Origin of the sequence: Streptomyces sp. NPDC102278 (genome assembly GCF_044766345.1) — a bacterium.
Classification (GTDB): Bacteria; Actinomycetota; Actinomycetes; order Streptomycetales; family Streptomycetaceae; genus Streptomyces.
In genome coordinates this window covers 1-25845 of the sequence record NZ_JBIWLV010000008.1, presented here as the reverse complement: position 1 = coordinate 25845, position 25845 = coordinate 1, and the positions used below count along the sequence as shown (strand labels likewise).

General features: G+C 71.5%; 27 protein-coding genes. 11 read left to right on the top strand and 16 right to left on the bottom strand.

The annotated features are described in order from the left end of the window. Window positions 1-61 precede the first annotated feature (61 nt). Both argS and ACIRO3_RS20235 read left to right on the top strand, forming a co-directional pair. Entirely contained in the window at window positions 62-1834 is a 1773-nt protein-coding gene (argS, locus tag ACIRO3_RS20240; RefSeq protein ID WP_404138572.1) for an arginine--tRNA ligase, read from the top strand. A gap of 196 nt (window positions 1835-2030) precedes the next feature. Beyond that, window positions 2031-3542 carry a hypothetical protein gene (locus tag ACIRO3_RS20235; protein WP_404138569.1) on the top strand — a complete coding sequence of 504 codons (1512 nt, stop codon included), beginning with the start codon at window positions 2031-2033 and terminating at the stop codon, window positions 3540-3542. A 58-nt stretch (window positions 3543-3600) separates the two neighbouring features. Here ACIRO3_RS20235 and ACIRO3_RS20230 read toward each other — a convergent pair whose 3' ends face one another. After that, window positions 3601-3936: an ATP-binding protein gene (locus ACIRO3_RS20230; protein ID WP_404138567.1), complete on the bottom strand. Its 336-nt coding sequence runs from the start codon at window positions 3934-3936 to the stop codon at window positions 3601-3603. A 214-nt stretch (window positions 3937-4150) separates the two neighbouring features. Here ACIRO3_RS20230 and ACIRO3_RS20225 point away from each other — a divergent pair, with 214 nt between their 5' ends. The 5 genes from ACIRO3_RS20225 to ACIRO3_RS20205 all read left to right on the top strand — a co-directional run bounded on the left by ACIRO3_RS20225 (window position 4151) and on the right by ACIRO3_RS20205 (window position 6723). Beyond that, window positions 4151-4936, top strand: coding sequence for a Scr1 family TA system antitoxin-like transcriptional regulator (locus tag ACIRO3_RS20225; RefSeq protein ID WP_404138564.1), 786 nt, complete (start codon window positions 4151-4153; stop codon window positions 4934-4936). Continuing rightward, a complete protein-coding gene (locus ACIRO3_RS20220) occupies window positions 4933-5181 on the top strand; it encodes a DUF397 domain-containing protein (protein ID WP_404138561.1) in 249 nt (82 codons plus the stop codon). The genes ACIRO3_RS20225 and ACIRO3_RS20220 overlap by 4 nt, the downstream gene beginning before the upstream one ends. Before the next feature lie 110 nt (window positions 5182-5291). Continuing rightward, complete coding sequence (locus ACIRO3_RS20215; RefSeq protein WP_404138558.1) at window positions 5292-5720, top strand: DUF3995 domain-containing protein; 429 nt, start codon at window positions 5292-5294, stop codon at window positions 5718-5720. Then, window positions 5717-6226 carry an RNA polymerase sigma factor gene (locus ACIRO3_RS20210; RefSeq protein ID WP_404138555.1) on the top strand — a complete coding sequence of 170 codons (510 nt, stop codon included), beginning with the start codon at window positions 5717-5719 and terminating at the stop codon, window positions 6224-6226. Before ACIRO3_RS20215 ends, ACIRO3_RS20210 begins: the two co-directional genes overlap by 4 nt. Beyond that, entirely contained in the window at window positions 6223-6723 is a 501-nt protein-coding gene (locus ACIRO3_RS20205; RefSeq protein WP_404138552.1) for a hypothetical protein, read from the top strand. The genes ACIRO3_RS20210 and ACIRO3_RS20205 overlap by 4 nt, the downstream gene beginning before the upstream one ends. 260 nt (window positions 6724-6983) lie before the next feature. On the opposite strand, the gene ACIRO3_RS20200 is transcribed toward ACIRO3_RS20205, so the two are convergent. Further along, the gene (locus tag ACIRO3_RS20200) at window positions 6984-7256 is read right to left on the bottom strand and encodes a DUF1876 domain-containing protein (protein ID WP_361780519.1); all 273 of its coding nucleotides are present in this window, start codon (window positions 7254-7256) and stop codon (window positions 6984-6986) included. A 212-nt stretch (window positions 7257-7468) separates the two neighbouring features. On the opposite strand from ACIRO3_RS20200, the gene ACIRO3_RS20195 reads away from it, so the two are divergent. Continuing rightward, window positions 7469-8032, top strand: a complete 564-nt coding sequence (locus tag ACIRO3_RS20195; protein WP_404138549.1) for a hypothetical protein — start codon at window positions 7469-7471, stop codon at window positions 8030-8032. Window positions 8033-8074: 42 nt separating this feature from the next. On the opposite strand, the gene hemB is transcribed toward ACIRO3_RS20195, so the two are convergent. The 6 genes from hemB to ACIRO3_RS20165 all read right to left on the bottom strand — a co-directional run bounded on the left by hemB (window position 8075) and on the right by ACIRO3_RS20165 (window position 15030). Then, window positions 8075-9076: a porphobilinogen synthase gene (gene hemB, locus ACIRO3_RS20190; RefSeq protein ID WP_365999874.1), complete on the bottom strand. Its 1002-nt coding sequence runs from the start codon at window positions 9074-9076 to the stop codon at window positions 8075-8077. 173 nt (window positions 9077-9249) lie between these two features. Beyond that, window positions 9250-10923: a bifunctional uroporphyrinogen-III C-methyltransferase/uroporphyrinogen-III synthase gene (locus ACIRO3_RS20185; protein WP_365999873.1), complete on the bottom strand. Its 1674-nt coding sequence runs from the start codon at window positions 10921-10923 to the stop codon at window positions 9250-9252. Continuing rightward, on the bottom strand, window positions 10920-11888 hold the full coding sequence (gene hemC, locus ACIRO3_RS20180) for a hydroxymethylbilane synthase (RefSeq protein ID WP_361780530.1): 969 nt from the start codon (window positions 11886-11888) through the stop codon (window positions 10920-10922). Before hemC ends, ACIRO3_RS20185 begins: the two co-directional genes overlap by 4 nt. Further along, entirely contained in the window at window positions 11885-13657 is a 1773-nt protein-coding gene (locus ACIRO3_RS20175) for a glutamyl-tRNA reductase (protein ID WP_361780533.1), read from the bottom strand. The genes hemC and ACIRO3_RS20175 overlap by 4 nt, the downstream gene beginning before the upstream one ends. Then, window positions 13654-14478 (bottom strand): redox-sensing transcriptional repressor Rex, encoded by an 825-nt coding sequence (locus ACIRO3_RS20170; RefSeq protein WP_404138544.1) that lies wholly within the window; start codon window positions 14476-14478, stop codon window positions 13654-13656. Before ACIRO3_RS20170 ends, ACIRO3_RS20175 begins: the two co-directional genes overlap by 4 nt. 273 nt (window positions 14479-14751) lie before the next feature. Next, window positions 14752-15030, bottom strand: a complete 279-nt coding sequence (locus tag ACIRO3_RS20165) for a glutaredoxin family protein (protein ID WP_361780539.1) — start codon at window positions 15028-15030, stop codon at window positions 14752-14754. Window positions 15031-15211: 181 nt separating this feature from the next. Here ACIRO3_RS20165 and ACIRO3_RS20160 point away from each other — a divergent pair, with 181 nt between their 5' ends. From ACIRO3_RS20160 to ACIRO3_RS20150, 3 genes are all read left to right on the top strand, one after another. Next, window positions 15212-16231 carry an HAD-IB family hydrolase gene (locus ACIRO3_RS20160; RefSeq protein ID WP_361780542.1) on the top strand — a complete coding sequence of 340 codons (1020 nt, stop codon included), beginning with the start codon at window positions 15212-15214 and terminating at the stop codon, window positions 16229-16231. Window positions 16232-16625: 394 nt separating this feature from the next. Next, entirely contained in the window at window positions 16626-17432 is an 807-nt protein-coding gene (locus ACIRO3_RS20155) for an ECF subfamily RNA polymerase sigma factor, BldN family (RefSeq protein WP_053682965.1), read from the top strand. 230 nt (window positions 17433-17662) lie between these two features. Continuing rightward, window positions 17663-18865 (top strand): DUF5667 domain-containing protein, encoded by a 1203-nt coding sequence (locus ACIRO3_RS20150; RefSeq protein WP_361780545.1) that lies wholly within the window; start codon window positions 17663-17665, stop codon window positions 18863-18865. Window positions 18866-18916: 51 nt separating this feature from the next. On the opposite strand, the gene ACIRO3_RS20145 is transcribed toward ACIRO3_RS20150, so the two are convergent. From ACIRO3_RS20145 to ACIRO3_RS20110, 8 genes are all read right to left on the bottom strand, one after another. Beyond that, a complete protein-coding gene (locus ACIRO3_RS20145; protein ID WP_404138537.1) occupies window positions 18917-19891 on the bottom strand; it encodes a lysophospholipid acyltransferase family protein in 975 nt (324 codons plus the stop codon). Continuing rightward, window positions 19891-20964 carry an NAD-dependent epimerase/dehydratase family protein gene (locus ACIRO3_RS20140; RefSeq protein WP_361780551.1) on the bottom strand — a complete coding sequence of 358 codons (1074 nt, stop codon included), beginning with the start codon at window positions 20962-20964 and terminating at the stop codon, window positions 19891-19893. The genes ACIRO3_RS20145 and ACIRO3_RS20140 overlap by 1 nt, the downstream gene beginning before the upstream one ends. Window positions 20965-21059: 95 nt before the next feature. Beyond that, entirely contained in the window at window positions 21060-21158 is a 99-nt protein-coding gene (locus ACIRO3_RS20135) for a 30S ribosomal protein bS22 (RefSeq protein WP_003948845.1), read from the bottom strand. 140 nt (window positions 21159-21298) lie between these two features. After that, entirely contained in the window at window positions 21299-21508 is a 210-nt protein-coding gene (locus ACIRO3_RS20130; protein WP_008738568.1) for a helix-turn-helix domain-containing protein, read from the bottom strand. Window positions 21509-21622: 114 nt separating this feature from the next. Then, a complete protein-coding gene (locus tag ACIRO3_RS20125; RefSeq protein ID WP_404138535.1) occupies window positions 21623-22453 on the bottom strand; it encodes a phosphatase in 831 nt (276 codons plus the stop codon). 92 nt (window positions 22454-22545) lie between these two features. Next, entirely contained in the window at window positions 22546-23694 is a 1149-nt protein-coding gene (locus tag ACIRO3_RS20120; RefSeq protein WP_404139060.1) for an acetoin utilization protein AcuC, read from the bottom strand. After that, a complete protein-coding gene (locus ACIRO3_RS20115; RefSeq protein WP_404138532.1) occupies window positions 23666-24892 on the bottom strand; it encodes an MFS transporter in 1227 nt (408 codons plus the stop codon). Before ACIRO3_RS20115 ends, ACIRO3_RS20120 begins: the two co-directional genes overlap by 29 nt. A 107-nt stretch (window positions 24893-24999) precedes the next feature. Then, entirely contained in the window at window positions 25000-25656 is a 657-nt protein-coding gene (locus tag ACIRO3_RS20110) for an HAD family hydrolase (protein ID WP_404138529.1), read from the bottom strand. Window positions 25657-25845 lie beyond the last annotated feature (189 nt).

Below are 25845 nucleotides of genomic sequence, written 5' to 3'. Positions count from 1 at the left end.
TCGGCATTTGTCGGAACAACCAAGTGCACCCACCGGCACAACCTCACAGGAACGGCAGCTCATGGCCTCGGTCCCTTCCCTCGCTTCTTCCGTCAATCAGCGCGTCGCGGACGCCCTCGCCTCGGCCCTGCCGGAGGCCGGTGGCGCCGACCCCATGCTGCGACGAAGCGACCGGGCCGACTTCCAGGCCAACGGCATCCTGGCGCTCGCGAAGAAGGCCAAGGCCAACCCGCGCGAGCTGGCGACGACCGTGGTCGAGGGCATCCCCATGGGTGACCTGATCAAGGAGATCGAGGTCTCGGGCCCCGGCTTCCTCAACATCACGATCACCGACCGGGCGATCATCGAGACCCTCGCGGCGCGGGCGAGCGACGACCGCCTCGGCGTGCCGCTCGCCGAGCACCCGGGCACCACGGTGATCGACTACGCCCAGCCGAACGTCGCCAAGGAGATGCACGTCGGTCACCTGCGGTCCGCCGTGATCGGCGCCGCGATGGTCGAGATCCTGGAGTTCACAGGCGAGAAGGTCGTCCGCCGGCACCACATCGGCGACTGGGGCACCCAGTTCGGCATGCTCATCCAGTACCTGATGGAGCACCCGCACGAGCTCGACCACAAGTCGGACGAGGAGGTCTCCGGCGAGGAGGCCATGTCCAACCTGAACCGGCTCTACAAGGCCTCGCGCGCGCTCTTCGACTCCGACGAGGAGTTCAAGACGCGCGCCCGCGCCCGGGTCGTCGACCTCCAGGCCGGCGAGCCGGAGACCCTCGCGCTGTGGCAGCGGTTCGTGGACGAGTCGAAGATCTACTTCTACTCCGTCTTCAACAAGCTGGACATGGACATCCAGGACCCCGACGTGGTCGGCGAGTCCGGCTACAACGACATGCTCGTGGAGACCTGCAAGCTGCTGGAGGAGTCGGGCGTCGCCGTCCGTTCCAACGGCGCGCTCTGCGTCTTCTTCGACGACGTCAAGGGCCCGGACGGCAACCCCACCCCGCTGATCGTCCAGAAGTCGGACGGCGGCTTCGGCTACGCCGCCACCGACCTCTCCGCGATCCGCGACCGGGTGGGCGAGTTGAACGCGACCACCCTGATCTACGTGGTGGACGCGCGGCAGTCCCTGCACTTCAAGATGGTCTTCGAGACGGCCCGCCGCGCCGGCTGGCTGACCGAGGACACCAAGGCCGTACAGCTGGCCTTCGGCACCGTCCTCGGCAAGGACGGCAAGCCGTTCAAGACCCGGGAGGGCGAGACGGTCCGGCTGGTGGACCTGCTGGACGAGGCCGTCGAGCGGGCGACGACCGTCGTGCGGGAGAAGGACGAGCAGCGCGGCCTGCTCACCGAGGAGGAGATCGTCGAGAACGGCCTCCAGGTCGGCATCGGCGCGGTCAAGTACGCGGACCTCTCCACCTCGGCCGCCCGCGACTACAAGTTCGACCTCGACCAGATGGTCTCCCTCACCGGTGACACCTCCGTGTACCTCCAGTACGCGTACGCCCGGATCAAGTCCATCCTGCGCAACGCGGGCGACCGTTCCCCGGCGGCCCACCCGGAGCTGGCGCTGGCGCCGGCCGAGCGCGCGCTGGGCCTGCACCTGGACCAGTTCGGCGCGCTGATCGAGGAGGCCGCCGCGGAGTACGCCCCGCACAAGGTGGCCGCGTACCTCTACCAGCTGTCCTCGCTGTTCACGACCTTCTACACCGAGTGCCCGGTCGTGAAGCCGGAGCCGGAACTCGTCGTGGGCGAGAACCGTCTCTTCCTGTCGGACCTGACCGCCCGCACGCTCTCCAAGGGCATGTCCCTCCTCGGGATCCGAACCCCCGAGAAGCTCTGACACCCCCCGTACGCACGCCGTACGCGCACGACCCCGCCCCCGGTAGTCCGATATCGGGGGCGGGGTCTTTTTTCGGCCATATTGAGAAAGTTGAATGTCGATCAATCGTGATCCGGGAGCCACCCTCGGGACCCCTCCGCGCCCTAATCTGAGCACGTTCAGTCAAGGGGTCGGGGCCGGAACGTCCGTGACCGGCATGGGGGGAATCGAAGTGAAGCTGAAGCGCATGGCCCTGGTGGCGGCTGCCGCCGTCGCGGGTCCGACCGTTCTCGCGGCCACGCCGGCCATGGCCGCCGACCAGCCCGCCGTGATCGTTCCGGACACCGCGCCGAAGGAGGACGCCGCTCCGGCGGCCGACGACGCCCCGGCGGCGCAGCAGCAGAATCAGGCCAAGCCGGCCTCGAAGGCACCCGGGACGCCGAAGGCGCCCCAGGCACCCCAGGCCCCGCAGACCCCCAAGGCCCCGCAGGCCGAGAAGGGGACGAGCGAGACCGGGATCCCGCTGGAGGACGATCTCCTCGACTCGATGCTGATGGGCCCCGAGGTCACTGTCCAGGGCATCCCGAAGGACGGCTTCCAGGCCGGGGGCGGCTGGACCGAGCTGACCGCCAAGGTCGACAACAGCGGCCACATCGCCGTCAAGAACTACGTCCCGCACCTGTCGGTCATGGACCTGGAAGGCCGCTTCAAGGCCTCCCAGGTCGAGGTCGAGTACCGCGCCGCCGGCCAGAGCGGCGCTACCTGGCAGTCCGCCGCGCCGATCCGGAGCGAGGAGACGGGCCCCGGCATCCAGTACGACCTGGGCCGGACCCCCTCGATCGCCGCCGACGCGAAGTACTCCCTCGACGTGCGCGTCAGCTTCGCCGCGGACATCGCCGTCCTGCCCTTCGAGATCTACACGGACGGCTCCAGCACGACCGCCACCGGCGTCGCCCACTCCCCGGCCTCCTGGTACACCACCAAGATCGCCGGCGCCGAGGACGGCGAGGGGTTCCCGATGCCCGCCGAGGGCCCCGCCCTCACCGTGAACGGCGTGCCGAAGGGCGGCTTCACGGCCGGGGCCGACTGGCAGAACCTCTCGATCCACGTCGACAACGCCGGCAAGCAGCGCCTCGAACAGTTCGACCTGGCCCTCATCATGGCGCGCCCCGACTGGGTCTCGATGAAGTCCTCCCAGATCCGGCTGGAGGTCTACAGCAAGGACGCCCACGGCAAGAAGGGCTGGCACGAGGCGGACTTCCACGACGAGGACGGCGTCTTCTTCGGCTTCGAACTCGCCGGCGGTGCGGTCGAGGCGGGCAAGAGCTTCGACGTACAGGTACGCGTCCGCTTCTCCGCCGACGCCCCGACCGGAGACCTGACCCTCGGCGTCGCCGGCTGGGCCACGGTGGACGAGGAGACCGGCGAGTTCGCCGAGTCCCACTCCGACGGCATCCTGACGACGATCAACAAGGCCGGAACGGGCACGAGCATCGGGACCGGGAACGAGCACACCCCCGACGGCGACTCCAAGCCGCTCGACCCGACCACCGACGGCAACGACACCGGCACCGGCACCGGCACCGGCACCGACTCCACCGGCGGCGAACTCGCCGCCACCGGCAGCTCCCCCGCCACCAGTTGGGCCCTCGGCGCCGGCGGCGTGGCCCTGGCGATGGGCGCGGCCCTCGTGGCCGGCACCGGCCGCCGTCGCCGCACCACCGCCTGACCCGCGCGCACCCGCCGTACGGGGAGCCCCCGCCACCCGCCCGGGCGGCGGGGGCTCCTCATGCGTCACACTCGCACCACACCACCTTCCCGGGCACGCGCGGCACCACCCCCCACCGGTCCGCGATCGCCGCGACCAACAGCAGGCCTCGGCCCCGCTCCACGCGCACGTCCCGGTCCTCGATCCGGGGCCGTCCGCCACCGCTGTCGTGCGCCTCGATCCGGACCGCGCCCTCGAAGCGCAGCAACCGCACGCGGTACCCCCGGCCGGGCGGGACTCCGTGCAGCAGGGCATTGGTGGCCAGCTCGCTCACGCAGAGCAACAGGTCGTCCCGGCGGCCCGCCACCTCCCACGCGTCGAGCGTCTCGCCCAGGAACTCCCTTGCCGAACGCACGGTTTGACGACTACGCGGATAGAACCGCTCCCGCACCAGGGCGGGTTGAATATTCACGTTCACGGGGCGATCGTCGCGGTGCGTGACTAGCCTGGCGGAGACGACCGACCCGTACTCCTCGATGAGTACGGGTTGGTACGGCTATCACTCGGGCGCAGGTGGGGAGTTCGGTTGCATGCCACCAAGGAAGAGGCCTCGGCCCAATGCGACCGCGATGAAGATGGTCGGCGAGATGGTCGCCGCCGGCCGACTCGCCAAAGGACTGACCCAGCGCGCACTCGCCCTGGAAGTGCCGATGGACAGCGAGACGCTGGCCTCCATCGAGCAGGGCCGCCGTGTCCTGATGCCCGATGTCGCGGAGCGCATGGACCGGATCCTGGGCCTGCCCGGGATACTGACGGTCGCCGCGAACAAGATGCCGGAGGTCGACAGCATCCCGCCGTGGGCGGAGGAGTACATGGAACGCGAGCTGGAGGCGCTCGCCCTGTCCTGGTACGACACGCTGACCGTGCCGGGGCTGCTCCAGACCGAGGAGTACGCGCGGTCCGTCCTCGGCTGCCGCGTGCCGTACCACGGCGAGGACTGGATCGAGCTCCAGACCGCCCGCCGCATCAAGCGACAGGCGATACTGCGCCGTCCGGCCCCGCCCACGCTCAGCTTCGTGATCTGGGAGGCGGCCCTGCGCGACCGGATCGGCGGTGACGGGGTCTACCGCGAGCAGGTCCGACACCTGCGCGCCTGCGCCGACCGACCGGGCATCGCCCTCCAGGTCCTGCCCCTGGGCATCACCGCCCACGCCGGTCTCGACGGCCCGTTCATCCTGCTGGAGACCCCCGAGCACCAGCACCTCGCGTACTCCGAAACCCAGCGCGGCAGCGTCCTCGTGCGCGACCCGAACGAGGTCAGCATCCTCACCCAGAAGTATGCGATGCTGCGATCCCAGGCCCTCAACTTCGATGAGACGAGAGGCCTGTTGGACAGGCTGCTAGGAGAGCAATGAGCACCACATTGAAGTGGTTCAAGTCCAGCTACAGCAACGACGAGGGCGGCGCCTGCCTCGAAGTCGCCGTCGCCTGGCGCAAGTCCAGCTACAGCGGCAGTGAGGGCGGCGCCTGCGTCGAGGTGGCCACCTGCTCCTGCGCCGCCGGCCAGGTGCACGTGCGGGACTCCAAAGTGCCGCACGGACCCACCCTGTCCCTCGCCCCGCACAGTTGGACCCGCCTGACCGACTGGGTCCGCGGCTAGAACGGGAACGCCCCCGGGCCGCCGCCACCCTGTGACGCGGCCCACAGGAACGTTCCCCTCCTCGGCCTCCTCCTCGGGGTGTTGGCATTCACCACCCCGGGGGAGCACGCATGAACGTCACCACCCGACACCGCACCGGCACCGCGCTGGCCGCCCTGCTGGCCGTCGACGGCCTGGCACACCTGTACTGGGCCACCGGCGCCACCTGGCCCGCCGCCGACGAACGCGCCCTCTCGCTCGCCGTGCTCGGCACGCAGGTGTCCTTCGGACCGCCCGTCGTGCTGCCGCTGGCCGCCGTCACCCTGACCGGCGCCGCTGCCGTCCTCGCGCACGCCCGCGGCCGGGGCGGCCCGGCCACCCGCCTGGTCACCGCCGCCGTCGCCGCCGGGCTCGCCGTACGCGGCCTCGCGGGCCTGGGCTGGGCGACCGGGCTCCTCAACAGCCCCGACGGCCCCTTCCGCACCCTGAACCTCGTCCTTTACACCCCCGCCTGCCTCGGCTTCGGCTGGGCCGCCGCCCGCCTGGCGCGCGCCCGGTGACCCCGGCCGAACGCGATCGGGGGGTCGCGCTCGCCCGGGCCGCCCGCGCCGGGAACACCCTGGCCCTGCACGACCTCCTCGACCACCTCACCCCGTACATCGCCCGGATCTGCGTCCCGATCGCCCTCGCCGACGGCCCCGACGCCACCCAGGAGGCGCTGATCGCCGTCTTCAAGGCCCTGCGCTCGCTGCGGGACCCGGAGACCCTGTACGGCTGGGTGCGGGCCATCGCGGTGCGCGAGGCCGTACGGATCGCCCGGCGGGCCGCCCGTGCGCGCCCCGCCGAACTGGCCGACGTACCCGGGCGCGGCGACCCGCAGCTCGCCGCCGACATCGACGACGTCCTGGCCCGGCTCTCCCCGGACCACCGGGCCGTCCTGGTGCTGCGGGACGTGGAGGGCCTGGACGAGGAATCGGCGGCGGCCCTCCTCGGGGTGCCGCCCGGCACCGCCAAGTCCCGGCTGCACCGGGCCCGTACCAGCTTCCGGAAGGCGTGGTCCTCATGACGGTGGACGAGACGGTGGACGAGGTGGGGCGGCTGCGGATCATGGCCGCCGGGGTGCCCGGGGCGCGGATCGTCGAGCGGGTCCTGCCGGCCGAACCGGCCGCCGTGTGGGCGGTGATGGGCGACCTGGAGGGCGAGTTCGGCCGCTTCCAGCCCGACATGCGCAGCCTGCGCGTGCTGCGGGTGACCGGTGACCGGGTCGAGGCGCTGGCCCGCAGCACGTACGGACCGCGCGCCCACTTCCGCGGGGTGCTGCGCCCCGGGTGGTGCTGGCTCCAGAGCCGGTTCCTGATCATCGGCATGGCCGCCTCGCCCGAACCGGGCGGTGGTACCCGCGTCGCCCTGACCGGCGGCGTACGGGTCCCCGGCCGCGCGGCGATCGTCCCCGTCGGGGCGGCCTCCGAACTCGCCCGCGCGATGGCCCGCCTCGCGGCCCGCGTCGAGGCAACCGGCGGGGACGACGGGATCGGCGAAGTCGAGGAATTCGCCACGGAGTAGGGCCTTCCGCGCAACCTCGGCCCGCGCTTTGCCCTCCCACTCCCCGTGGGAGCGGGTCGAACTCACCGGGCTCGACGCGGCCCGCGGCACGGCCGTCCTCGGCATGTTCGCGGTCCACGTCGGGCCGGCCTGGCGGCGCCGGCCCTCCACTGGTGCTCGGCAGCGCCCTGCGGCGCGGCCCGCTGGAATGCGCGCCGCGCGCCGCGACCCCGTCCCGGCGCGCGTGCCGGGACGGGGTCGCGGTCGAGGGTTGGGCGCGGTCACCGGTTGAGCGGATACGAGTGCCGTCCCGTGGCCTCGTCGATCTCCGCGTGCGCCTTCTGCAACATCTGACCCGCGAGGTCCATCAGCGCCCTGGCCCCGGCGATCTCCTCACCGACCCGCAGCTGGTCCGGATCCGACGGGTGACGCATGGCGTAGCCGTGCGCCCTCATCTCGGAGCCGTCCGCGAGCCTCACCATGGCCGCCGCACCCGTGCGGTGCCCCTCTTCGGTGAACTCCAACTCCACGTGCCATCCGACGAGCGTGGACATGCTGCACCACCTCCAGGATCACCCTGCTTCCAGGGTGCGCCCGTGCGCGCCGGGCCGCGACCCCCGGCCGGCGTGCGTCGCCCTACGCGGTCGCCGGCTCGCGACGGGCGACGCACGATGGAAGAGGGGACCCGGGGACCGGCGACCGGCAGAGCCGCCCGCCACTCCCCCACCCCACCCGATCTCCTCGACTTCCTCGACAGGAGCAGCCCATGTTCCGCACCACTCGACGCGTCCGACGCGTCGCCGTCACCTCGCTCGTCGCGTCCTCGTTCGCCCTCGGCGGCGCCGCCTTCCTCGCGCCCACCGCCGGCGCGGCGGTCCCCGCCGCGAGCTGCACCGTGACGCCCGGGCCGACCGGCTCCGTCGTCATCGCCGGCGAGGGCTTCACGGCCCCCCGCTCGCTCAACGACGGCGAGAGCACGCAGCCCCTGAACGTCGACGCGAGCGGCAACTTCCGGGTGACCCGCTTCCAGAAGAACGTCAACTACACCGTCCTCGCGGTCAACGAGGACCAGAACTTCATCTTCGTCAACTGCAAGGTCCTCGCGAAGCCGAGCCCGAACTCGCCCACGTCCACGCCGAAGGTCCCGCAGAACAGCCAGGAGGAATTCCGGCAGGGCTTCACGGCCGGCTACCGCGACGGCAAGGCGGCCGCCGCCAAGAGCTGCGACACCCGCCCGCAGGCCGACAAGTCCCAGCAGCACGGCGACTCCTACTGGAAGGGCTGGAACCAGGGATCCGCCACCGGCTTCGACCGGGCCTGCAAGGGCTGACCCGCCTCACCCGCCCGCCGGCTCACCGAACCGTCCGCCCGCTCACCGCGCCTCGCGCAGCCACCCCGCGACCTCGGTGGCCCAGTACGTCAGGATCGTGTCCGCGCCCGCCCGCCTGATGCCGAGCAGCGTCTCCAGGATCGCCCGGTCGCGCTCGATCCAGCCCTTCTCCGCGGCGGCCTCGATCATCGCGTACTCACCACTGATCTGGTACGCCGCGACCGGTACGTCCACGGCCTGCGCGACCCGGTACAGGATGTCCAGGTAGGGGCCCGCCGGCTTGACCATGACCATGTCGGCGCCCTCGTCCAGGTCCAGCGCCAGCTCCCGCAGCGACTCGCGGGCGTTCGCCGGATCCTGCTGGTAGGTCTTGCGGTCGCCCTGGAGCGAGGACCCGACGGCCTCCCGGAAGGGGCCGTAGAACGCCGACGAGTACTTCGCCGTGTACGCCAGGATCGAGACGTCCTCGTGGCCCGTCTCGTCCAGCGCGTCACGGATCACGCCGACCTGGCCGTCCATCATCCCGCTCGGCCCCACCACGTGGACGCCCGCGTCCGCCTGGACCTGCGCCATCTCCGCGTACCGCTCCAGCGTCGCGTCGTTGTCCACGCGCCCGTGCTCGTCCAGGACCCCGCAGTGTCCGTGGTCGGTGTACTCGTCCAGACACAGGTCCGACATGATCACCAGGTCGTCGCCGACCTCGGCCCTCACGTCACGGATCGCGAGCTGGAGGATCCCGTCCGGCTCGGTGCCCGCCGTGCCCCGCGCGTCCTTGTTCTCGTCGGCCGGCACCCCGAAGAGCATGATCCCCGCGACCCCCGCCGAAACCGCCTCGACGGCCGCCTTCCGCAGCGTGTCCCGGGTGTGCTGGACGACCCCCGGCATCGCCGCGATCGCGACCGGCTCGCTGATGCCCTCCCGCACGAACGCCGGGAGGATCAGGTCCGAGGGGTGCAGCCGCGTCTCCGCGACCATCCGCCGCATCGCCGGGGTCGTACGCAGCCGGCGGGGCCGCGAACCGGGGAAGGATCCGTACGCGCTCATCTTCAGTCGCCTCTTCGAGCTTCGACAGCAGTCGCCCCAAGCCTAGTGCTGTGGCCGCACACCCTGTGGACGGTGCGCGGCCCGGCCCTTCCCGATCGGCCGCCCGCACACGAACGGGGCCCGGGTGCCTGCGCACCCGGGCCCCGCCCGACCATCCAACCGACCTAACCGACTCACGTCGTACGCCGACGCCGCGCCCCCGGCCGCCGCTCGCTCGGCCGCGCCACCGACTCGCCGGCCTCCTTGGCCGCGTCGCGGCGCGCCGCGCCGTACTCGGCCAGCGCCTCCGCCAGCTTCGACACCGACGGCTCCGGCGACAGCACGTCCACGCGCAGCCCGTGCTCCTCCGCGGTCTTGGCCGTCGCCGGCCCGATGCACGCGATGACGGTCACGTTGTGCGGCTTGCCCGCGATCCCGACCAGGTTGCGGACGGTGCTCGACGACGTGAACATCACTGCGTCGAAACCGCCGCCCTTGATCGCCTCACGCGTGTCCGCCGGCGGCGGCGACGCGCGCACGGTCCGGTAGGCCGTCACGTCGTCGACCTCCCACCCGAGCTCTATCAGGCCCGCGACCAGCGTCTCCGTCGCGATGTCGGCCCGCGGCAGGAAGACACGGTCGATCGGGTCGAAGACCGGGTCGTAGGGCGGCCAGTCCTCCAACAGCCCGGCGGCCGACTGCTCACCGCTCGGCACCAGGTCCGGCTTCACGCCGAACTCCACCAGCGCGGCCGCGGTCTGCTCGCCCACCGCGGCGACCTTGATGCCCGCGAAGGCCCGCGCGTCCAGCCCGTACTCCTCGAACTTCTCGCGCACCGCCTTGACGGCGTTCACCGAGGTGAAGGCGATCCACTCGTAGCGGCCCGTGACCAGGCCCTTGACCGCCCGCTCCATCTGCTGCGGGGTGCGCGGCGGCTCCACGGCGATGGTCGGCACCTCGTGCGGCACCGCGCCGTACGAGCGCAACTGGTCGGAGAGCGAGGCGGCCTGCTCCTTGGTGCGCGGCACGAGCACCCGCCAGCCGAACAGCGGCTTCGACTCGAACCAGGCCAGGTCCTCGTGACGCGCGGCCGCGCCGTGCTCACCGACCACGGCTATGACGGGGCGCGCTCCCTCGGGCGAGGGCAGCACCTTCCCCTGCTTGAACACCTGGGCGATGGTCCCCAGGGTGGCGTTCCAGGTCCGCTGGCGCGTCGTGGTGCCCGCCACCGTCACGGTGAGCGGGGTGTCGGGCTTGCGCCCGGCCGACACCAGTTCGGCGGCGGCCGCGGACACGGTCTCCAGGGTCGCGGAGACCACGAGGATCCCGTCGCTCGCGCCGACCTCGCTCCAGCAGCGCGCCGAGGCGTTGCGCGCGTCGACGAAGCGCACGTCCGTGCCCTTGGAGTCCCGGCCGCCGCTCAGCGGCACACCCGCGTACGCGGGCACGCCGACGGCGGTCGCGACACCGGGCACCACCTCGAAGGGGATGCCCTCGGTCGCGCAGGCCAGCATCTCCTCGGCGGCGTTGCCGTCGAGCCCGGGGTCGCCCGTGACGGCACGGACCACCCGCCTGCCGGACCGCGCGGCCTCCATGACAAGATTGGCCGCATCACGGATCACCGGGACACCGGCGGCTGCTGACACTTCGTCAGCCACCGTCAGCTGCGGCGTGTCGACGCCCGCGCGAGCATGGGTGCGTACGACTTCGAGCACCTCGGGCTCCGCGATCAGCACGTCCGCGGCGCCGAGCGCCTCGACGGCGCGCAGTGTCAGCAGACCCGGGTCGCCGGGGCCGGCACCGAGGAAGGTGACGCGCCCGTGGGCGGCGACCGCCGGAAGAGCGGAGGTGGGGATTGAGGGGTTCAAAGGGATCGCTCCCCCATCAGACCGGCCGCGCCCTTGGCCAGCATCTCGTCCGCGAGTTCGCGTCCGAGCGCCATGGCCTCGTCGTGAGACTGGGGCACGGGACCGGTGGTGGACAGCTGCACAAGCGTCGAGCCGTCGAGCGTTCCGACGACACCCCGCAGGCGCATTTCATTGACAATCTGCCCGTCAACCAACAGGTCGGCGAGCGCGCCCACGGGCGCGCTGCAGCCGGCCTCCAGGGCGGCGAGCAGAGACCTTTCGGCGGTCACGGCGGCTCGGGTGTACGAGTCGTCGAGTTCACCGAGGGCGGCGATGAGGTCCGTGGCGGACGCGAGGCACTCCACGGCCAGGGCTCCCTGGCCGGGTGCGGGAAGCACGTTGTCCACGGACAGCAGGTCGGTCGCCTCGTCACCGCGGCCGATCCGGTTCAGCCCGGCGGCGGCGAGGACCACGGCGTCCAGTTCCCCGTCGCGCACGAAGCCGATCCGGGTGTCGACGTTCCCGCGGATCGGGACCGCCTCGACGACCTTGCCCAGGCTCCGGGCGTACGCGTTGAGCAGCGCCGTGCGCCGCGGCGAACCGGTACCGATCCGCGCGCCATCGGGCAGCTGCTCGAAGGTCAGGCCGTCACGGGCGACGAGCGCGTCGCGCACGTCCTCCCGCCGCGGCATCGCCGCGATGACCAGCTCCTCGGGCTGCGCGGTCGGCAGGTCCTTCAGCGAGTGCACCGCGAAGTCGACCTCGCCCCGCACGAGGGCGTCGCGCAGCGCCGTGACGAACACGCCGGTGCCGCCGATCTGCGCGAGGTGCTCGCGGGACACGTCACCGTAGGTCGTGATCTCCACGAGCTCGACGGGACGGCCGGTGACCGCCCGCACCGCCTCGGCGACGTGCCCGGACTGGGACATGGCCAACTTGCTGCGTCGCGTGCCAAGCCGGAGGGGCTGGTCGGGACGTGTGTTCATGATGCCCGTCCTGGGTCGTCGTTCTTCGGATCGGCCGCGTCCGCCCGGCTGACGGAGGCCACCGTCTGAGGGTCGAGGTCGAAGAGTTCACGCAGCGCCTCGGCGTACCCGGCGCCGCCGGGCTCACTGGCGAGCTGCTTGACGCGCACGGTCGGCGCGTGGAGGAGCTTGTCGACGACGCGGCGCACGGTCTGGGTGACCTCGGCCCGCTGCCGCTCGTCGAGGTCGGGCACCCGGCCGTCGAGCCGGGCCACTTCCATCGCCACCACCTCGGCGGCCATCGCGCGCAGCGCGACGACGGTGGGGGTGATGTGCGCGGCCCGCTGGGCGGCCCCGAACGCGGCCACCTCTTCCGCGACGATCGCGCGCACGGCGTCCACGTCGGCGGCCATCGGCGCGTCGGCGGAGGCCTCGGCGAGCGACTCGATGTCCACGAGGCGCACCCCGGGGACGCGGTGCACGGCGGCGTCGATGTCACGCGGCATGGCCAGGTCGAGGAGCGCGAGCCGTACGGTCGCGCCGTTCACGACGGCCGGCCGGCTCCGGCGGGGCTGCCGCTGGGCGGCCGCCTCCCCCTGATCGGCCCAGGTGCCGTGCAGTTCCAGGGCGTTGGCGTCGACCCCCGTGAGCGCGGAACGCCCGTCGGACGTCGGCGTGTCCAGCCCCAACGGGCACTCGTCGCGTTCGGCGACGGCCGTCAGGGTCCGCGCGGCCCCGGCATCGGCCAGTCGGCGCCCGCCCTCGGCGGCGGCCACCAGCCGCGCCAGGACCTCGGCGCCGGGGAGCCCGTCCCGCGCGGGACCCGGGACGGTGCCCGAGCCCGTCGTCGTACGGGGCGCGGAGACCGGCGCCGGGGCGGAGCCCCGCCCACCGGACCCCGCCGGGGAACCTCCCTGATCCGCCGGCGCCTGCGGCGCGGGGATCGGGGCGGAGCCCTTGGACAGCGCGTCCGCGACGTCGTCGCCGGTCAGCACCAGCCCGGTGGCCCCGGTACAGGACACGACCACGTCAACACGTGTCAGCTCGTCCGCCACACGCGTCATCGGCACCGCGCGAGCCGCCACCCCGGTGCCCGAGGCAACCAGAATCTCGGCCAAACGCTCCGCCCGCTCGACGGTCCGGTTCGCCACCATGATCTCGGCGACCCCGACCCGCGCCAGCGTCGCGGCGGCCAGCGAGGACATCGAGCCGGCGCCGATCACCAGCGCCCGCTTGCCCGCGGCCCAGCGGTCCACCGGCTCGTGGACGGCCAGCTGCTCCAGCCCGAAGGTCACCAGCGACTGCCCGGCCCGGTCGATCCCGGTCTCCGAGTGCGCCCGCTTGCCGACCCGCAGCGCCTGCTGGAACAGATCGTTGATCAGCCGACCGGCGGTGTGCTGCTCCTGCCCCAGCGCCAGCGCGTCCTTGATCTGGCCGAGGATCTGCCCCTCGCCGACGACCATCGAGTCCAGCCCGCACGCCACCGAGAACAGGTGGTGCACCGCCCGGTCCTCGTAGTGCACGTAGAGATAGGGCGTGAGCTCCTCCAGGGCCACCCCGCTGTGCTGCGCGAGCAGCGTCGACAGCTCGGCGACACCGGCGTGGAACTTGTCCACGTCCGCGTACAGCTCGATCCGGTTGCAGGTGGCGAGCACGGCCGCCTCGGTCGCCGGTTCGGCGGCGAGCGTGTCGTGCAGCAGCTTCACCTTGGCATCGGCGGACAGGGAGGCCCGTTCCAGCACGCTGACCGGCGCGCTGCGGTGGCTCAGCCCTACGACGAGCAGACTCATGCCGGCATCACCGCCGGCACGTCACCCTCGGGGTTGCCCTTGCGCGAGGCGGCGGCGGCGCGTCCCGCGGGCGGGACCACGGCGGCTGCGGGAGCGGCGCCCGCTGCGGTGTCCTCGGCGTCCGCCAGGGATCCGGCCGCAGCGGCGGCGGCAGCCCCCTCACCGGCCTTGCGCTGCTCGTGGAAGGCGAGGATCTGCAGCTCGATCGACAGGTCGACCTTGCGCACGTCCACGCCCTCGGGCACCGACAGCACGGTCGGCGCGAAGTTCAGGATGGAGGTGACCCCGGCGGCGATGAGCCGCTCGCTCACCTGCTGCGCGGCGCCGGCCGGGGTCGCGATGACCCCGATCGAGACGCCGTTGTCCTCGATGATCTTCTCCAGCTCGTCGGTGTGCTGCACGGGCATCCCGGCGACCGGCTTTCCGGCCATGGCCGGGTCGGCGTCGATCAGCGCCGCGACGCGGAACCCGCGCGAGGCGAAGCCGCCGTAGTTGGCCAGGGCCGCGCCCAGGTTGCCGATGCCGACGATGACGACGGGCCAGTCCTGCGTCAGGCCGAGCTCGCGGGAGATCTGGTAGACGAGGTACTCGACGTCGTACCCGACACCGCGGGTGCCGTAGGAGCCGAGGTAGGAGAAGTCCTTGCGCAGCTTCGCGGAGTTGACTCCGGCGGCGGCCGCCAGCTCCTCGGAGGACACCGTGGGCACCGATCGCTCGGAGAGCGCGGTGAGGGCGCGCAAGTACAGCGGAAGCCGGGCGACAGTGGCCTCGGGAATACCTCGGCTGCGGGTCGCCGGTCGGTGAGTTCGGCCAGTTGCCACGATGCTCCTGCGGGATGAGCGGGGCTGCAGGCGGCCACTTGTCCCAGGACCGCCCCGTCGAATGCAGGCTATGTCTTTGTGAACGCGTGCACAAAGATTGTGTCCGCTTTGTCCGAGCAAAGTGACCGGGGTCACGCGGGTCGACCCTGTGGTGCGGGAACCCGGAACAGGCCGAACCCGTTCAAATCCCGAGGGGGGCAAAACGGTACACACTCCTCATCGATACGCCCCCGAGTCCCCATAAATCGCCCATGATGGTAACCGCCCGGAGGGTCAGCCCTCCAATGCCCGACGCAGCCGCTCAGGGTTCACCCTCCAGAAGGTGTGCTGTTCACCATCCACCAGCACCACTGGAATCTGCTCCCAATGGCGCCGGTAGAGCTCCTCGTCCTGCGAGATGTCCTTCTTCTCCCACCGCGCCCCGGTCTGCGCGCAGACCGCCTCGATCACCGACTGGGCGTCGTCGCACAGATGGCACCCCGGCTTCCCGACCAGCGTGACCAGCCGCTCCTCGGGACGCTTCTTTTCCTTACGACGCAGCAGAGGACTCATGTCCTCATTGTCCCGCGCCCCCTCGCCCGCCGGGACCCCTCGGCGGCGCCCGCCGGCATGCCGGTATGGAACGACGCCCGCCGCGCACCGCCCCCGCGACCCGACCGCGCGCCCCACAGAGTTCACGCCTCCGTTTCCCATCGGTTCGGGAACTCCCGAACACAATGGCTATGCTCGCGTCATGGCCGCTCTGGGATGGCTCACCCCCCGTAGGCGCTCCGCGACCGCGCGGAGCGTGCTGGCAGGCGAGGCCTCTGCCGAGGCAGCGCGCAAGACCGCTCAGGCCGAGGCGCCACCTTTCGCAGAGGCTCCGGATCCGACGTCGGACGGGCCGGACGCCGCCCGCTCGATCGCGCAAGCGGAAGCCGCGCGGGCGGAAGCCGCCGAAGCGCCGCAGGCTCCCGCCGAGCCCGAGTTCCCGGTGCCGGGCGACGATCTCGCCGCCGCCTTCTTCGACCTCGACAACACCGTCATGCAGGGCGCCGCGATCTTCCACTTCGGACGCGGCCTCTACAAGCGCGAGTTCTTCCAGCGCCGCGAGCTCGCCCGCTTCGCCTGGCAGCAGGCCTGGTTCCGGCTCGCCGGCGTCGAGGACCCCGAGCACATGCAGGACGCCCGCGACAGCGCGCTGTCCATCGTCAAGGGCCACCGGGTGTCCGAGCTCATGTCCATCGGCGAGGAGATCTACGACGAGTACATGGCCGAGCGGATCTGGCCGGGCACCCGCGCCCTGGCCCAGGCCCACCTCGACGCCGGCCAGAAGGTCTGGCTGGTGACCGCCGCCCCCGTCGAGACCGCCACGATCATCGCCCGCCGCCTCGGCCTGACCGGGGCCCTGGGCACCGTCGCCGAATCCGTGGACGGCGTCTACACCGGCCGGCTCGTCGGCGAACCGCTGCACGGCCCCGCCAAGGCCGAGGCCGTGCGCGCCCTGGCCGGCGCCGAGGGCCTGGACCTCGACCGCTGCGCCGCGTACAGCGATTCACACAACGACATCCCGATGCTGTCACTCGTCGGACATCCGTACGCGATCAATCCCGACACAAAACTGCGCAAGCATGCCCGCGCCCACGACTGGCGGCTGCGCGACTATCGGACCGGCCGCAAGGCCGTGAAGGTCGGCGTCCCGGCGGCCGCCGGCGTCGGCGCGATCGCGGGCGGCACCGCCGCCGCCATCGCCCTGCACCGCCGCCGCAGGTAGCCGCCCCGCCCCGGCCCCCTCACCCCGCCTGCGAAAAGCCGCCCGGCCCGTGCCCGGCGGCTTTTCGTCGCCCCGGCGCGGCCCGGCCGACGGCCATTCCCCCAGCCCTACCCCCGCGCCCGGCGAGGCACTCCCGCCCACCCGACTCGGTCGCGAGCCTCTGTGGAAGCTTCCATTCCGCGCATCCAACCGATCAAGAATCGATCACCATCTGCGACCGAATATGCCCTCGACACGCAACAGAAGTGTCGTAACCGGTGATTTGAGCAACTGGGTGTAGCGCTGCCTGTACGAAGCGTTATTCTCCTCAAACGCATGCCACCGCCCATCTGTCGCCACGACGGGTGAACGGTCCCGCACTGCACGTGATGGAAGCTCTGCCTCTGGGAGTCCCGTGTACCCACCTGTCGGGGTTGACGCCTCGGGCCTGGCTACGCTGCGCGCAACGGTCCTCGACCACCTGCGTGGCTTCGTCCCCACCGCGTACGCCGTCCCCGCCTTCGCCGCGATCCCTGCCGGCCTCGGCCCGGCCGGTCCCTGCTATGCCCTGACCGACGGCGGAGCGACGGTGGGCAGACGCGGCCGCTCGGGCGGAAGCTCAAGCGGCACCGCCGCCGGCGCGCCCGCCGCCCGCCGCCCCACGGCGGACAGCGACCAGGCCCGCATGATGGACCTGGTCGAACGAGCCCAGGCCGGCGAGGCCGAGGCCTTCGGCCGGCTCTACGACCAGTACAGCGACACGGTGTACCGCTACATCTACTACCGCGTCGGCGGCAAGGCGACCGCGGAGGATCTCACCAGTGAGACCTTCCTGCGCGCGCTGCGCCGCATCTCCACCTTCACCTGGCAGGGCCGCGACTTCGGGGCCTGGCTCGTGACGATCGCGCGCAACCTGGTGGCCGACCACTTCAAGTCCAGCCGCTTCCGGCTGGAGGTCACCACCGGCGAGATGCTCGACGCCAACGAGGTGGAGCGCAGCCCCGAGGACTCCGTCCTCGAGTCCCTCTCCAACGCGGCCCTCCTGGAGGCCGTACGGAAACTCAACCCGCAACAGCAGGAATGCGTGACCCTGCGCTTCCTCCAAGGCCTGTCCGTCGCCGAGACGGCCAGGGTCATGGGGAAGAACGAGGGCGCCATCAAGACGCTCCAGTACCGGGCGGTCCGCACCCTGGCCCGCCTGCTCCCGGACGACGCCCGCTGACCGCGGCCCTACTCACACCCCGTAACCCTGCCGATGACTCTGATGACGCTGTGGTCCGATCATCCTTCGTCCGTAACCCAAGTGCCGCGCCGCTCGTTGTGCGGAATGCAGGCTCCCTGTGGACACGCCCTGCCCGAAGCCGCTCACTCGAAAGTGTGGATGTGCTCAAGGAAGGCAACCTTCCGGACACCTTGGGGAGTCGATCGTCATGACGAGAGGAGGTGCCGCCAGTGATCGCGAACGTGACTCCGCACCGGCGGGCGAACGCCTTCGCCCAGGCCCTGGAGGATCGGACCCCATCCGACCTTTCGGAACCGGACCCGGCGGCCGAGCAGTCCGAGGCACCTGCCGAACCTGCCGACCACGACCGGTTGTTGGCCCTGGCGAGCGTGCTCGGCGAAATGCCGCGCCCAACGCTGGACCCCGAGGTCAAAGTGGTGCAACGAGCCCAGCTCGTCGCAGCCATGGAGGCCATGGTGATGGAGGAGAGGGCCGGAGGCGCCGCCGCCGACCCTCTGGTGCCCGAACAGCGGACCGGCCGCGGCGCCCACCGGGCGACCTCGCTCCGGAAATTGCGGCCCCGCTCCCGCTGGTCCAAGGGCATCGCAGCAGGTGGCCTCACCGTGGGTGTGGCCGCAGGGGCCTTCAGCGGCGTGGCCGCTGCCAGCACGGACGCCCTACCGGGTGACTCCCTCTACCCGGTCAAACGGGGCATGGAGGATCTGAAGCTGGGGATGGCCGACGAGGATTCGGACCGGGGCGAGCTCTACCTGGACCAGGCCTCGAACCGGCTGTCGGAGGCCCGCAGGCTGATGGAGCGGGGCCGGACGGGCGTACTGGACCACGAGTCCCTGGGCGAGATCCGCCGAGCGCTGGCGGGAATGAAACACGATGCGGCGGAGGGCCACCGGCTCCTCCAGGCGGCGTACGAACGGGACGGTTCCCTCGGACCGATCCAGACGCTCTCGTCGTTCTCCCGCTCCCACCGCGACGCGTGGGGCCGGCTCCGGGAGAAGCTCCCGGCGCAGCTCACCGACGTGGGCGGAGAGGTGGAGTCGGTCTTCCAGGCCATAGACGAGGACGTGGCGCCGCTCCAGGGCCTGCTGCCGAAGCCACCGGCACAGACCCGCGGCTCCACCCCGGGCACCTCGGCCAAGCCGAGCACGCCCGCGGGCAAACAGAAGTCCGCACCCCCGTCGGGTGCCCCGGCGGCGTCTCCCCCGAGCACGCCGGCACCGGGTACCAGCAAGCCCCCGCCCCCCGCCGGCGGACTCCTCGGCGGTACGGGCGATCTGCTCCACCCGCCGTCGCAAGGCCAGTCCACCCCGCCCCCGTCCACCACTCCGGATCTCCCGCAGCCGGACATCACCCTCCCGCCGCTCCTCCCCGGCCTGCTGCCGGGGCTGGGCATCCAGGCGGAGGACACCGAGTGAAAGGCCGGAGGGGACTGCTCGACAGTCCCCTCCGGCCTTCTCTCGAACCGCTCAGAAGAACACGGACCTCCGCTGCACCAGCAGCCGGTACAGCGTGTGCTGGATCTGCTCCCGCACCTGGTCCGTCAGGTTGAACATCAACATGGGATCCTCGGCGGCCTCCGCCGAGTACCCGTCCGTGGGAATCGGCTCCCCGAACTGGATCGTCCACTTCGTCGGCAACGGCACCGCGCCGAGCGGCCCCAACAACGGGAACGTCGGCGTGATCGGGAAGTAGGGGATCCCCAGCAGCCGCGCCAACGTCTTCGCGTTGCCGACCATCGGGTAGATCTCCTCCGCCCCCACGATCGAACAGGGCACGATCGGAGTTCCCGCGCGCAGCGCCGTCGACACGAACCCGCCCCGACCGAAGCGTTGGAGCTTGTACCGGTCCCCGAAGGGCTTGCCCAGCCCCTTGAAGCCCTCCGGCATCACCCCGACCAGTTCCCCGGCCTCCAGCAGCCGTTGCGCGTCCTCCGCGCAGGCGAGCGTGTGACCGGCCTTGCGGGCGAGTTCGTTCACCACCGGCAGCATGAACACCAGATCCGCCGCCAGGAGGCGCAGGTGCCGCTGCGCCGGGTGGTGGTCGTGCACCGCGACCTGGAGCATCAGGCCGTCCAGCGGCAGCGTCCCGGAGTGGTTCGCCACGATCAGCGCGCCACCCTCCTTCGGGATGTTCTCGACGCCCTTGACCTCGACCCGGAAGTACTTGTCGAACAACGGCCGCATCAAGGACATCAGGACCTGGTCCGTCAGTTCCTTGTCGTAGCCGAAGTCGTCGACCTCGTACTCCCCGGTGATCCGCCGCCGCAGGAACGCCAGCCCGCCGGCGATCCGCCGGTCCCACCCCGCCCCGCCCGTCGCGGGCTCGGCCGGAGCCGGCTCCACCACGGGCTCGGGCTCGACCGGTGGCGCGACGCGCACCCGCCGCGGCGGCCGCCGACGCGGCCGGTCCTCGTCGAACGGGATGACTTTCGCGTCCGCCACTATCTCTTCGCTCCCTCGGCCACCGGCTCCACACTCGACAGGTCAGCGTTCAGCATGCCCGCCACCCGGTCCACGGTGCGACCGACCCGCTCCGGCGGCAGCAGCCCGTTCCCCCGACTCCGGGCGAAGTCCGCGAAGGTCTCCGCCGTCGTGTACAGGGGCGCGAACCCGAGGGTGTCCCGCATCTGCGTGGTCTCCACGACCCGCCCGTGCGTCAACAGCCTTATCTGTTCGGGCGAGAAGTCCGTCACCCCGACCGCCCGCAACGCCGAACCCACCCATGTCACCGCGGGCAGCAGCAGCGGCACCGTCGGCCGCCCCAGCCGGCGCGCGCACTGCGACAGCAACAGCACCCCGTCGCCCGCGATGTTGAACGTCCCGCTGTTCAGCGTCCCGCGCCGGGGCTCGCCCGCGGCCAACCGCAACACGTCCACCACGTCGTCCTCGTGGACGAACTGCAACCTCGGGTCGTAACCCAACACGGTCGGCATCACGGGGATCGAGAAGTACTCGGCGAGCGCGGAATCCGCGTACGGACCCAGGATGTTCGCGAAACGCAGCACGCACACGGCCACGTCCGGTCGTCTTCGCGCGAAGCCCCGCACGTACCCCTCGACCTCGGCGGCGTCCTTCGCGAAGCCGACCGCGGGCAGCGACTTCGGCTGCGTGGTCTCGGTGAAGACCGCCGGATCCCGCGAGGTGCCCCCGTACACGCTGGTACTGGACTTCACCACGAGCCGGCGGACCGTCGGCGACTTCTGGCAGGCCCCGAGGAGCTGCATCGTCCCGATGACGTTCGTTTCCTTGACGGCGCTGCGCGCACCGCCCGACCCCGCGGCGCCCCCGGTGACGGCCAGGTGGACCACCGTGTCGACGGCGTGCTCCGCGAGCACCCGGACGATGGCCGACTGTCTGATGTCCGTCCGCACGAACTCGGCCGAACCGAGCCGGTGCGGCGGGCTCACGGCATCCACCGCGATCACCCGCTCGACGTCCGGTTCGTGCTGGATGCGCCGCACGAAGCGGCCTCCCAGCTGCCGGGCAGCCCCGGTGACGAGCACGACCTTCCCCACGAGCTCAGCGCCTCCCTCGAAGAAGTACCCCGGCTGCACCGCAGCCCCTCCACCAGGATGGTGGAGGGGCTGCGGAGAACACGTACAGCTGCCGTTTACTTCTTGTTACGGCGCTGGACGCGGGTGCGCTTGAGCAGCTTGCGGTGCTTCTTCTTAGCCATCCGCTTGCGCCGCTTCTTGATAACAGAGCCCACGACTACCCTCGCTCACTTCTCGGAACATCCCCGCGTTGACGGAGAACGGTGCGGGGCGTCTGGGCCCACACGACCTACGTCGGCCTAGCCTACCCGCCCAAACTCTGAGCCTGTAATCCGAGGGCGATCGCCGGTCATTCTCAGGCCGACTCCACCCCCACATAGGACTCTCGGAGGTACTCGTGAACCGCGTTCTCGGGGACCCGGAAGGACCGGCCCACCCGGATGGCGGGCAGATGACCGTTGTGCACCAGGCGGTACACGGTCATCTTCGACACTCGCATCACCGAGGCGACCTCCGCCACGGTCAGGAACTGAACCTCACTGAGAGGCCTCTCGCCAGCAGCCATGACACACCTTGACCTTCCGCGCATGACGGGCACCGGCTTCCCCTCCGGTTACGCCCCGTCGTCGCACGCTCACTCACCAGAGTAGGGGCGTGTGATACGAGTGGGGAAGAGGAGCTACAGCCACTCCTGGCGCATAGGCAGCCCCGCCCGACCCAACACGTAGCGCGTGAGCGGTCGGTAGTAGTCCGAGCGCACCGCGTCATCAAGCGGAACGGCCACCGAGACCCGCCCCTCGGCCTCGCCGACGAACAGCGCCGGATCGTCCGTATCGGCCAACCCGATCGCGTCCACACCCAGCTGACCTGCACCGCAGACCCACCCGTGGTCCCCGACCACCAGCTCCGGGAGTGGCTCGCCGGCCTCCGCGAGCGCCCCCAGCGCGACCCGAACCGGCAGCGGAGAATGGGTGTGCGCGCCGGTCGCACTCCCCGCCGGCCGCGCGCCGGGTTCCCGCACCAATGCGACTCCCCGTACGTAATCGATGCAGTGCGGGCGTACGCCGAACCGGGTCGCCATGTCGATGCGCACCCCCCGCGCCGGAGTGAGGACAACACATCCCACCGCCGACAGGGCCTCGGCCAAACTGGCGTAGAACCCCAGGAGACGGTGCGGGTGACCGGTCGCGAACAACACGGGCGACCGCGCACCGGCCGCCTCGCCCAACCGCCCCGCGAAGGCCTCCAGCGCGGCCACCGTCCGCTCCGGATCGATCACGTCCGGCCCGCTGACGTGCGCCGGGTCCGCCGAGACCCCGCACTTGTCCGCCATCAGCCCCAGGAGATCACTCTCGCCCCAACCCCGTTCGGGGTCCAGCCCCAGCAGCAGCCGCGGATCCCGCGCCGCGAACAGCCGGTAACTGCGCAGGCTCTCCTCCCGCGACGTGGCGACCGGCCCGGCCAACCGGGAAGCCAGCAGATGTGCACGCAACGCTCCGGTGCTCAACACCCCGCCGATGCTGCCGCACCGAACCTGGCGGAGCCTCAATTCCGGCGAACAGCCCCACAGTTGGCGTAACGATGCATCCCTTGGCCCGCCCGCTACGTCAGCATCCCGCGCAGCGGGAAGACCGCCTTCCGCATGGCCAGCACGGCCTGATCGATCCGGTCGGCCGGATCGTAGCCCGCCTCCCAGTCCTGCCAGGAGACCGTCCGCCCGTCCGTCATCCGGCGCGGCGCGGGCTGCCGGGTCCGCGCGTACACCTCGTCGCGCCACGCGTCCGGCACCGCCGCCGCGGGATCCACGGGCCGGTGCGCCGCGATCCCCACCAGGTGCGTCCAAGACCGCGGCACGACGTCCACCACCGCGTACCCGCCACCGCCCAACGCCAGCCACCGGCCGTCCGCGTGCTCGTGCGCCAACGCGTGACAGGCCTCCTGGACGGCACGCTGCGCGTCCAGCGACACCGCGAGGTGCGCCAACGGGTCCTCGAAGTGCGTGTCCGCCCCGTGCTGGCTCACCAGCACCTGTGGCCGGAAGTCCGCCAACAGCTCCGGCACGCTGGCGTGGAAGGCCCGCAACCAGCCCTCGTCCCCGGTCCCGGCCGGCAGCGCCACGTTCACCGCCGACCCCTCGGCGTCCGGCCCACCCGTCTCCTCGGGCCACCCGGTCTGGGGGAACAGGGTCCGGGGATGCTCGTGGAGCGAGATCGTCAGCACCCGAGGGTCGTCCCAGAACGCCGTCTGCACCCCGTCGCCGTGATGCACGTCCACATCCACGTACGCGACCCGCTCGGCGCCCAGCTCCAACAGCCTCGCGACGGCGAGCGCCGCGTCGTTGTACACACAGAAACCGGCCGCCCCGCCGGGCATCGCGTGATGCAGCCCGCCCGCGAAGTTCACCGCGTGCCCGGCCTCACCGCGCCAGATCGCCTCCGCCGCCGCCACCGACTGCCCGGCGATCAACGCGGACGCCTCGTGCATCCCGTGGAACGCCGGATCGTCCACGGTCCCGAGCCCGTACGAACCGTCCGCCACCCCCGGGTCCGCCGACACCTCGCGCACCGCGGCGACGTAGTCCTCCCGGTGGACGAGCCGCAACGTCGAATCACCGGCCGCGCGCGCCGCCCGTACCTCCATCTCCCGGTCCAGCCCGAAGGCACGCACCAGGCCCATGGTCAGCGCCAGACGCACCGGATCCATCGGATGGCTCGGTCCGAAGTCATACCTCGTTACCGCCTCGTCCCACATCAACAACCCGCGGCCGCTCATGCCCGACACCGTATCGGGCACCGTCCGAGCCGAACGAGCGGGCATGGAACAACGTCACCAACACCAACACCATCGGCACCAGCATCGCGCCCCGATAGCTCCAGGCGTCCCCGATGCCGCCCACGAGCGGCGCCCCGACGAGGAATCCCACGTAGTTGAAGATGTTCAGCCGCGCGATGGCCGTGTCGGCCGAGGCCCCGGGGAACAGCCGGCCCGCCGCCGCGAAGGTCTGCGGCACGATCACGCACAGCCCGATCCCCAACAACGTGAAGCCGAGCATCCCCGTCCACGCCCCCGGCGCGACGGCCACCACCCCGAACCCGAGCGCCGCCACCAGCGTCCCGCCCCGGACGACGGCCACCGCCCCGAGGCGCCGCACTCCCAGGTCACCGACCGACCGACCGATCAGGGTGGTCACCATGTACACGTTGTAGGGGACGGTGGCGAGCTGCTCCGAACTGCCCAGCACGTCCTGGAGGTACTTGGCGCTCCAGTTCGACACCGTCGAGTCCCCGATGTACGCGCACGCCATCACCAGGCAGAGCGGCAGCAGCAGCTTGAACCCGCCGACCCCCAGCCCCTTCTCGGCCCCCGCCTCGGCCGGGGCCTCCTGCGGCCGGTCCACGTAGTACCGGCTCCCGAGCACCACGAGCGGCAGCAGCACCACCACCGCCGGCAGATAGCTGCTGAACAGCCCCAGGTGCCAGTGCGCCCCCGCCCAGGCGGCCGAGGCGCCGACGATCCCGCCCAGGCTGTACGAGGCGTGGAAGCCCAACATGATGCTGCGCCCGTACGTCCGCTGCAGGCTGACTCCGAGCATGTTCATCGAGGCGTCGAGCGCCCCGACGGAGAACCCGAACGCCCCCAGGGCCAGGGCCACGTGCCACATCTGGTCGCCGGCCCCGACGCCGAGCAGCGCCAACAGCACCAGGGGTTGGGCCCACCGCAGCACCACGCTCGGCGCGACCCGCTTCACCAGGTGCTCGGTGGCGACGCTGGCGACGCCGGCGAGGATCGGCACGGCGGCGAGGAAGGCGGGCAACAGCCCGTCGGATATCCCGTACTGGTCCTGGATCGCGGGGATGCGCGTCACGAGGAGCGCGAAGGTCACGCCCTGCACGAAGAAGCTGAACCCCAGGGACCCGCGCCCACGGCGCAGCCGCACGTCTTCTGTCATGGCGGCACAGCGTAGGGGCGCGGACTACCCGTGGGTAGAGAGATCACATACCGATTCGGAACAGTGATCGAACGAGGAACCGGCGGGGGCGGGCGCTGCCCGGACGGTCAGTGGGCGTCCAGGCCGAGCAGCCCGATGAGCTCCTTCATGTCGCCGAAGCAGCTGGTCGCGCCGGGGAGCCGGTCGGCCGGCATCATCCCGGTGAATCCGAGCACGTCCATGCCGGCCGCCGCCGCGGCCTGCACCCCGAGGGGGCTGTCCTCGACGACCACGCACCGCGCGGGGGCGACACCCATCTGGTCGGCCGCGTGCAGGAAGAGATCGGGGGCGGGCTTTCCGCGGCCCACGTCCTGCGAGCTGAAGAGCCACTCCTCCTCGAACCATCCGTCGATCCCGGCCGCCTGATGGCCGGCCCGGATCTTCTCGTGACTCCCGGAGGAGGCCAGGCAGTACGCGACTCCGTGCGCGGTCAAAGCGCCGAGCACGTCCTCGATCCCCTCGACGGGCCGCAGCTCGCGTTCGAAGGCGGTGGTGGTCCGCACGTGCAACGTCTCGTCGAAGTCCTCGGGCAGCCGCTGCCCGGTCCGCTCCTGCACGAGATCGTGCACCCGGTGCACGGCGGCCCCCATGTAGTCGCGCAGCGACTCGTCATAGGAGGTGGGGTGCCCCAGTTCCGTCAGGTACCCGGCGAGGACGCGGTTGGAGATCGGCTCACTGTCCACCAGCACGCCGTCGTTGTCGAAGATCACGAGGTCATAGCCCATACCTTCACACTACGAGCCGCCGGCATGGTTCTCTCCCGAGCCCATGCCGGGCATCCGGGTGTCGAGTGCGGCCGGCACCGCGGTCCTCGGGAACCGATTTGGTCCGGAACGCAGAAAAGCCCCGCACCCTGAAGGGTGCGGGGCTTTCCCACAATGATTGTTCGGCGGCGTCCTACTCTCCCACAGGGT

Coding starts and splice junctions, on each gene's coding strand:
- argS (WP_404138572.1), top strand. CDS start 62: ATGGCCTCGGTCCCTTCCCTCGCTTCTTCCGTCAATCAGCGCGTCGCG.
- ACIRO3_RS20235 (WP_404138569.1), top strand. CDS start 2,031: ATGGGGGGAATCGAAGTGAAGCTGAAGCGCATGGCCCTGGTGGCGGCT.
- ACIRO3_RS20225 (WP_404138564.1), top strand. CDS start 4,151: ATGAAGATGGTCGGCGAGATGGTCGCCGCCGGCCGACTCGCCAAAGGA.
- ACIRO3_RS20220 (WP_404138561.1), top strand. CDS start 4,933: ATGAGCACCACATTGAAGTGGTTCAAGTCCAGCTACAGCAACGACGAG.
- ACIRO3_RS20215 (WP_404138558.1), top strand. CDS start 5,292: ATGAACGTCACCACCCGACACCGCACCGGCACCGCGCTGGCCGCCCTG.
- ACIRO3_RS20205 (WP_404138552.1), top strand. CDS start 6,223: ATGACGGTGGACGAGACGGTGGACGAGGTGGGGCGGCTGCGGATCATG.
- ACIRO3_RS20200 (WP_361780519.1), bottom strand. CDS start 7,256: ATGTCCACGCTCGTCGGATGGCACGTGGAGTTGGAGTTCACCGAAGAG.
- ACIRO3_RS20195 (WP_404138549.1), top strand. CDS start 7,469: ATGTTCCGCACCACTCGACGCGTCCGACGCGTCGCCGTCACCTCGCTC.
- hemB (WP_365999874.1), bottom strand. CDS start 9,076: ATGAGCGCGTACGGATCCTTCCCCGGTTCGCGGCCCCGCCGGCTGCGT.
- hemC (WP_361780530.1), bottom strand. CDS start 11,888: ATGAACACACGTCCCGACCAGCCCCTCCGGCTTGGCACGCGACGCAGC.
- ACIRO3_RS20175 (WP_361780533.1), bottom strand. CDS start 13,657: ATGAGTCTGCTCGTCGTAGGGCTGAGCCACCGCAGCGCGCCGGTCAGC.
- ACIRO3_RS20165 (WP_361780539.1), bottom strand. CDS start 15,030: ATGAGTCCTCTGCTGCGTCGTAAGGAAAAGAAGCGTCCCGAGGAGCGG.
- ACIRO3_RS20160 (WP_361780542.1), top strand. CDS start 15,212: ATGGCCGCTCTGGGATGGCTCACCCCCCGTAGGCGCTCCGCGACCGCG.
- ACIRO3_RS20130 (WP_008738568.1), bottom strand. CDS start 21,508: ATGGCTGCTGGCGAGAGGCCTCTCAGTGAGGTTCAGTTCCTGACCGTG.
- ACIRO3_RS20120 (WP_404139060.1), bottom strand. CDS start 23,694: ATGTGGGACGAGGCGGTAACGAGGTATGACTTCGGACCGAGCCATCCG.
- ACIRO3_RS20115 (WP_404138532.1), bottom strand. CDS start 24,892: ATGACAGAAGACGTGCGGCTGCGCCGTGGGCGCGGGTCCCTGGGGTTC.
- ACIRO3_RS20110 (WP_404138529.1), bottom strand. CDS start 25,656: ATGGGCTATGACCTCGTGATCTTCGACAACGACGGCGTGCTGGTGGAC.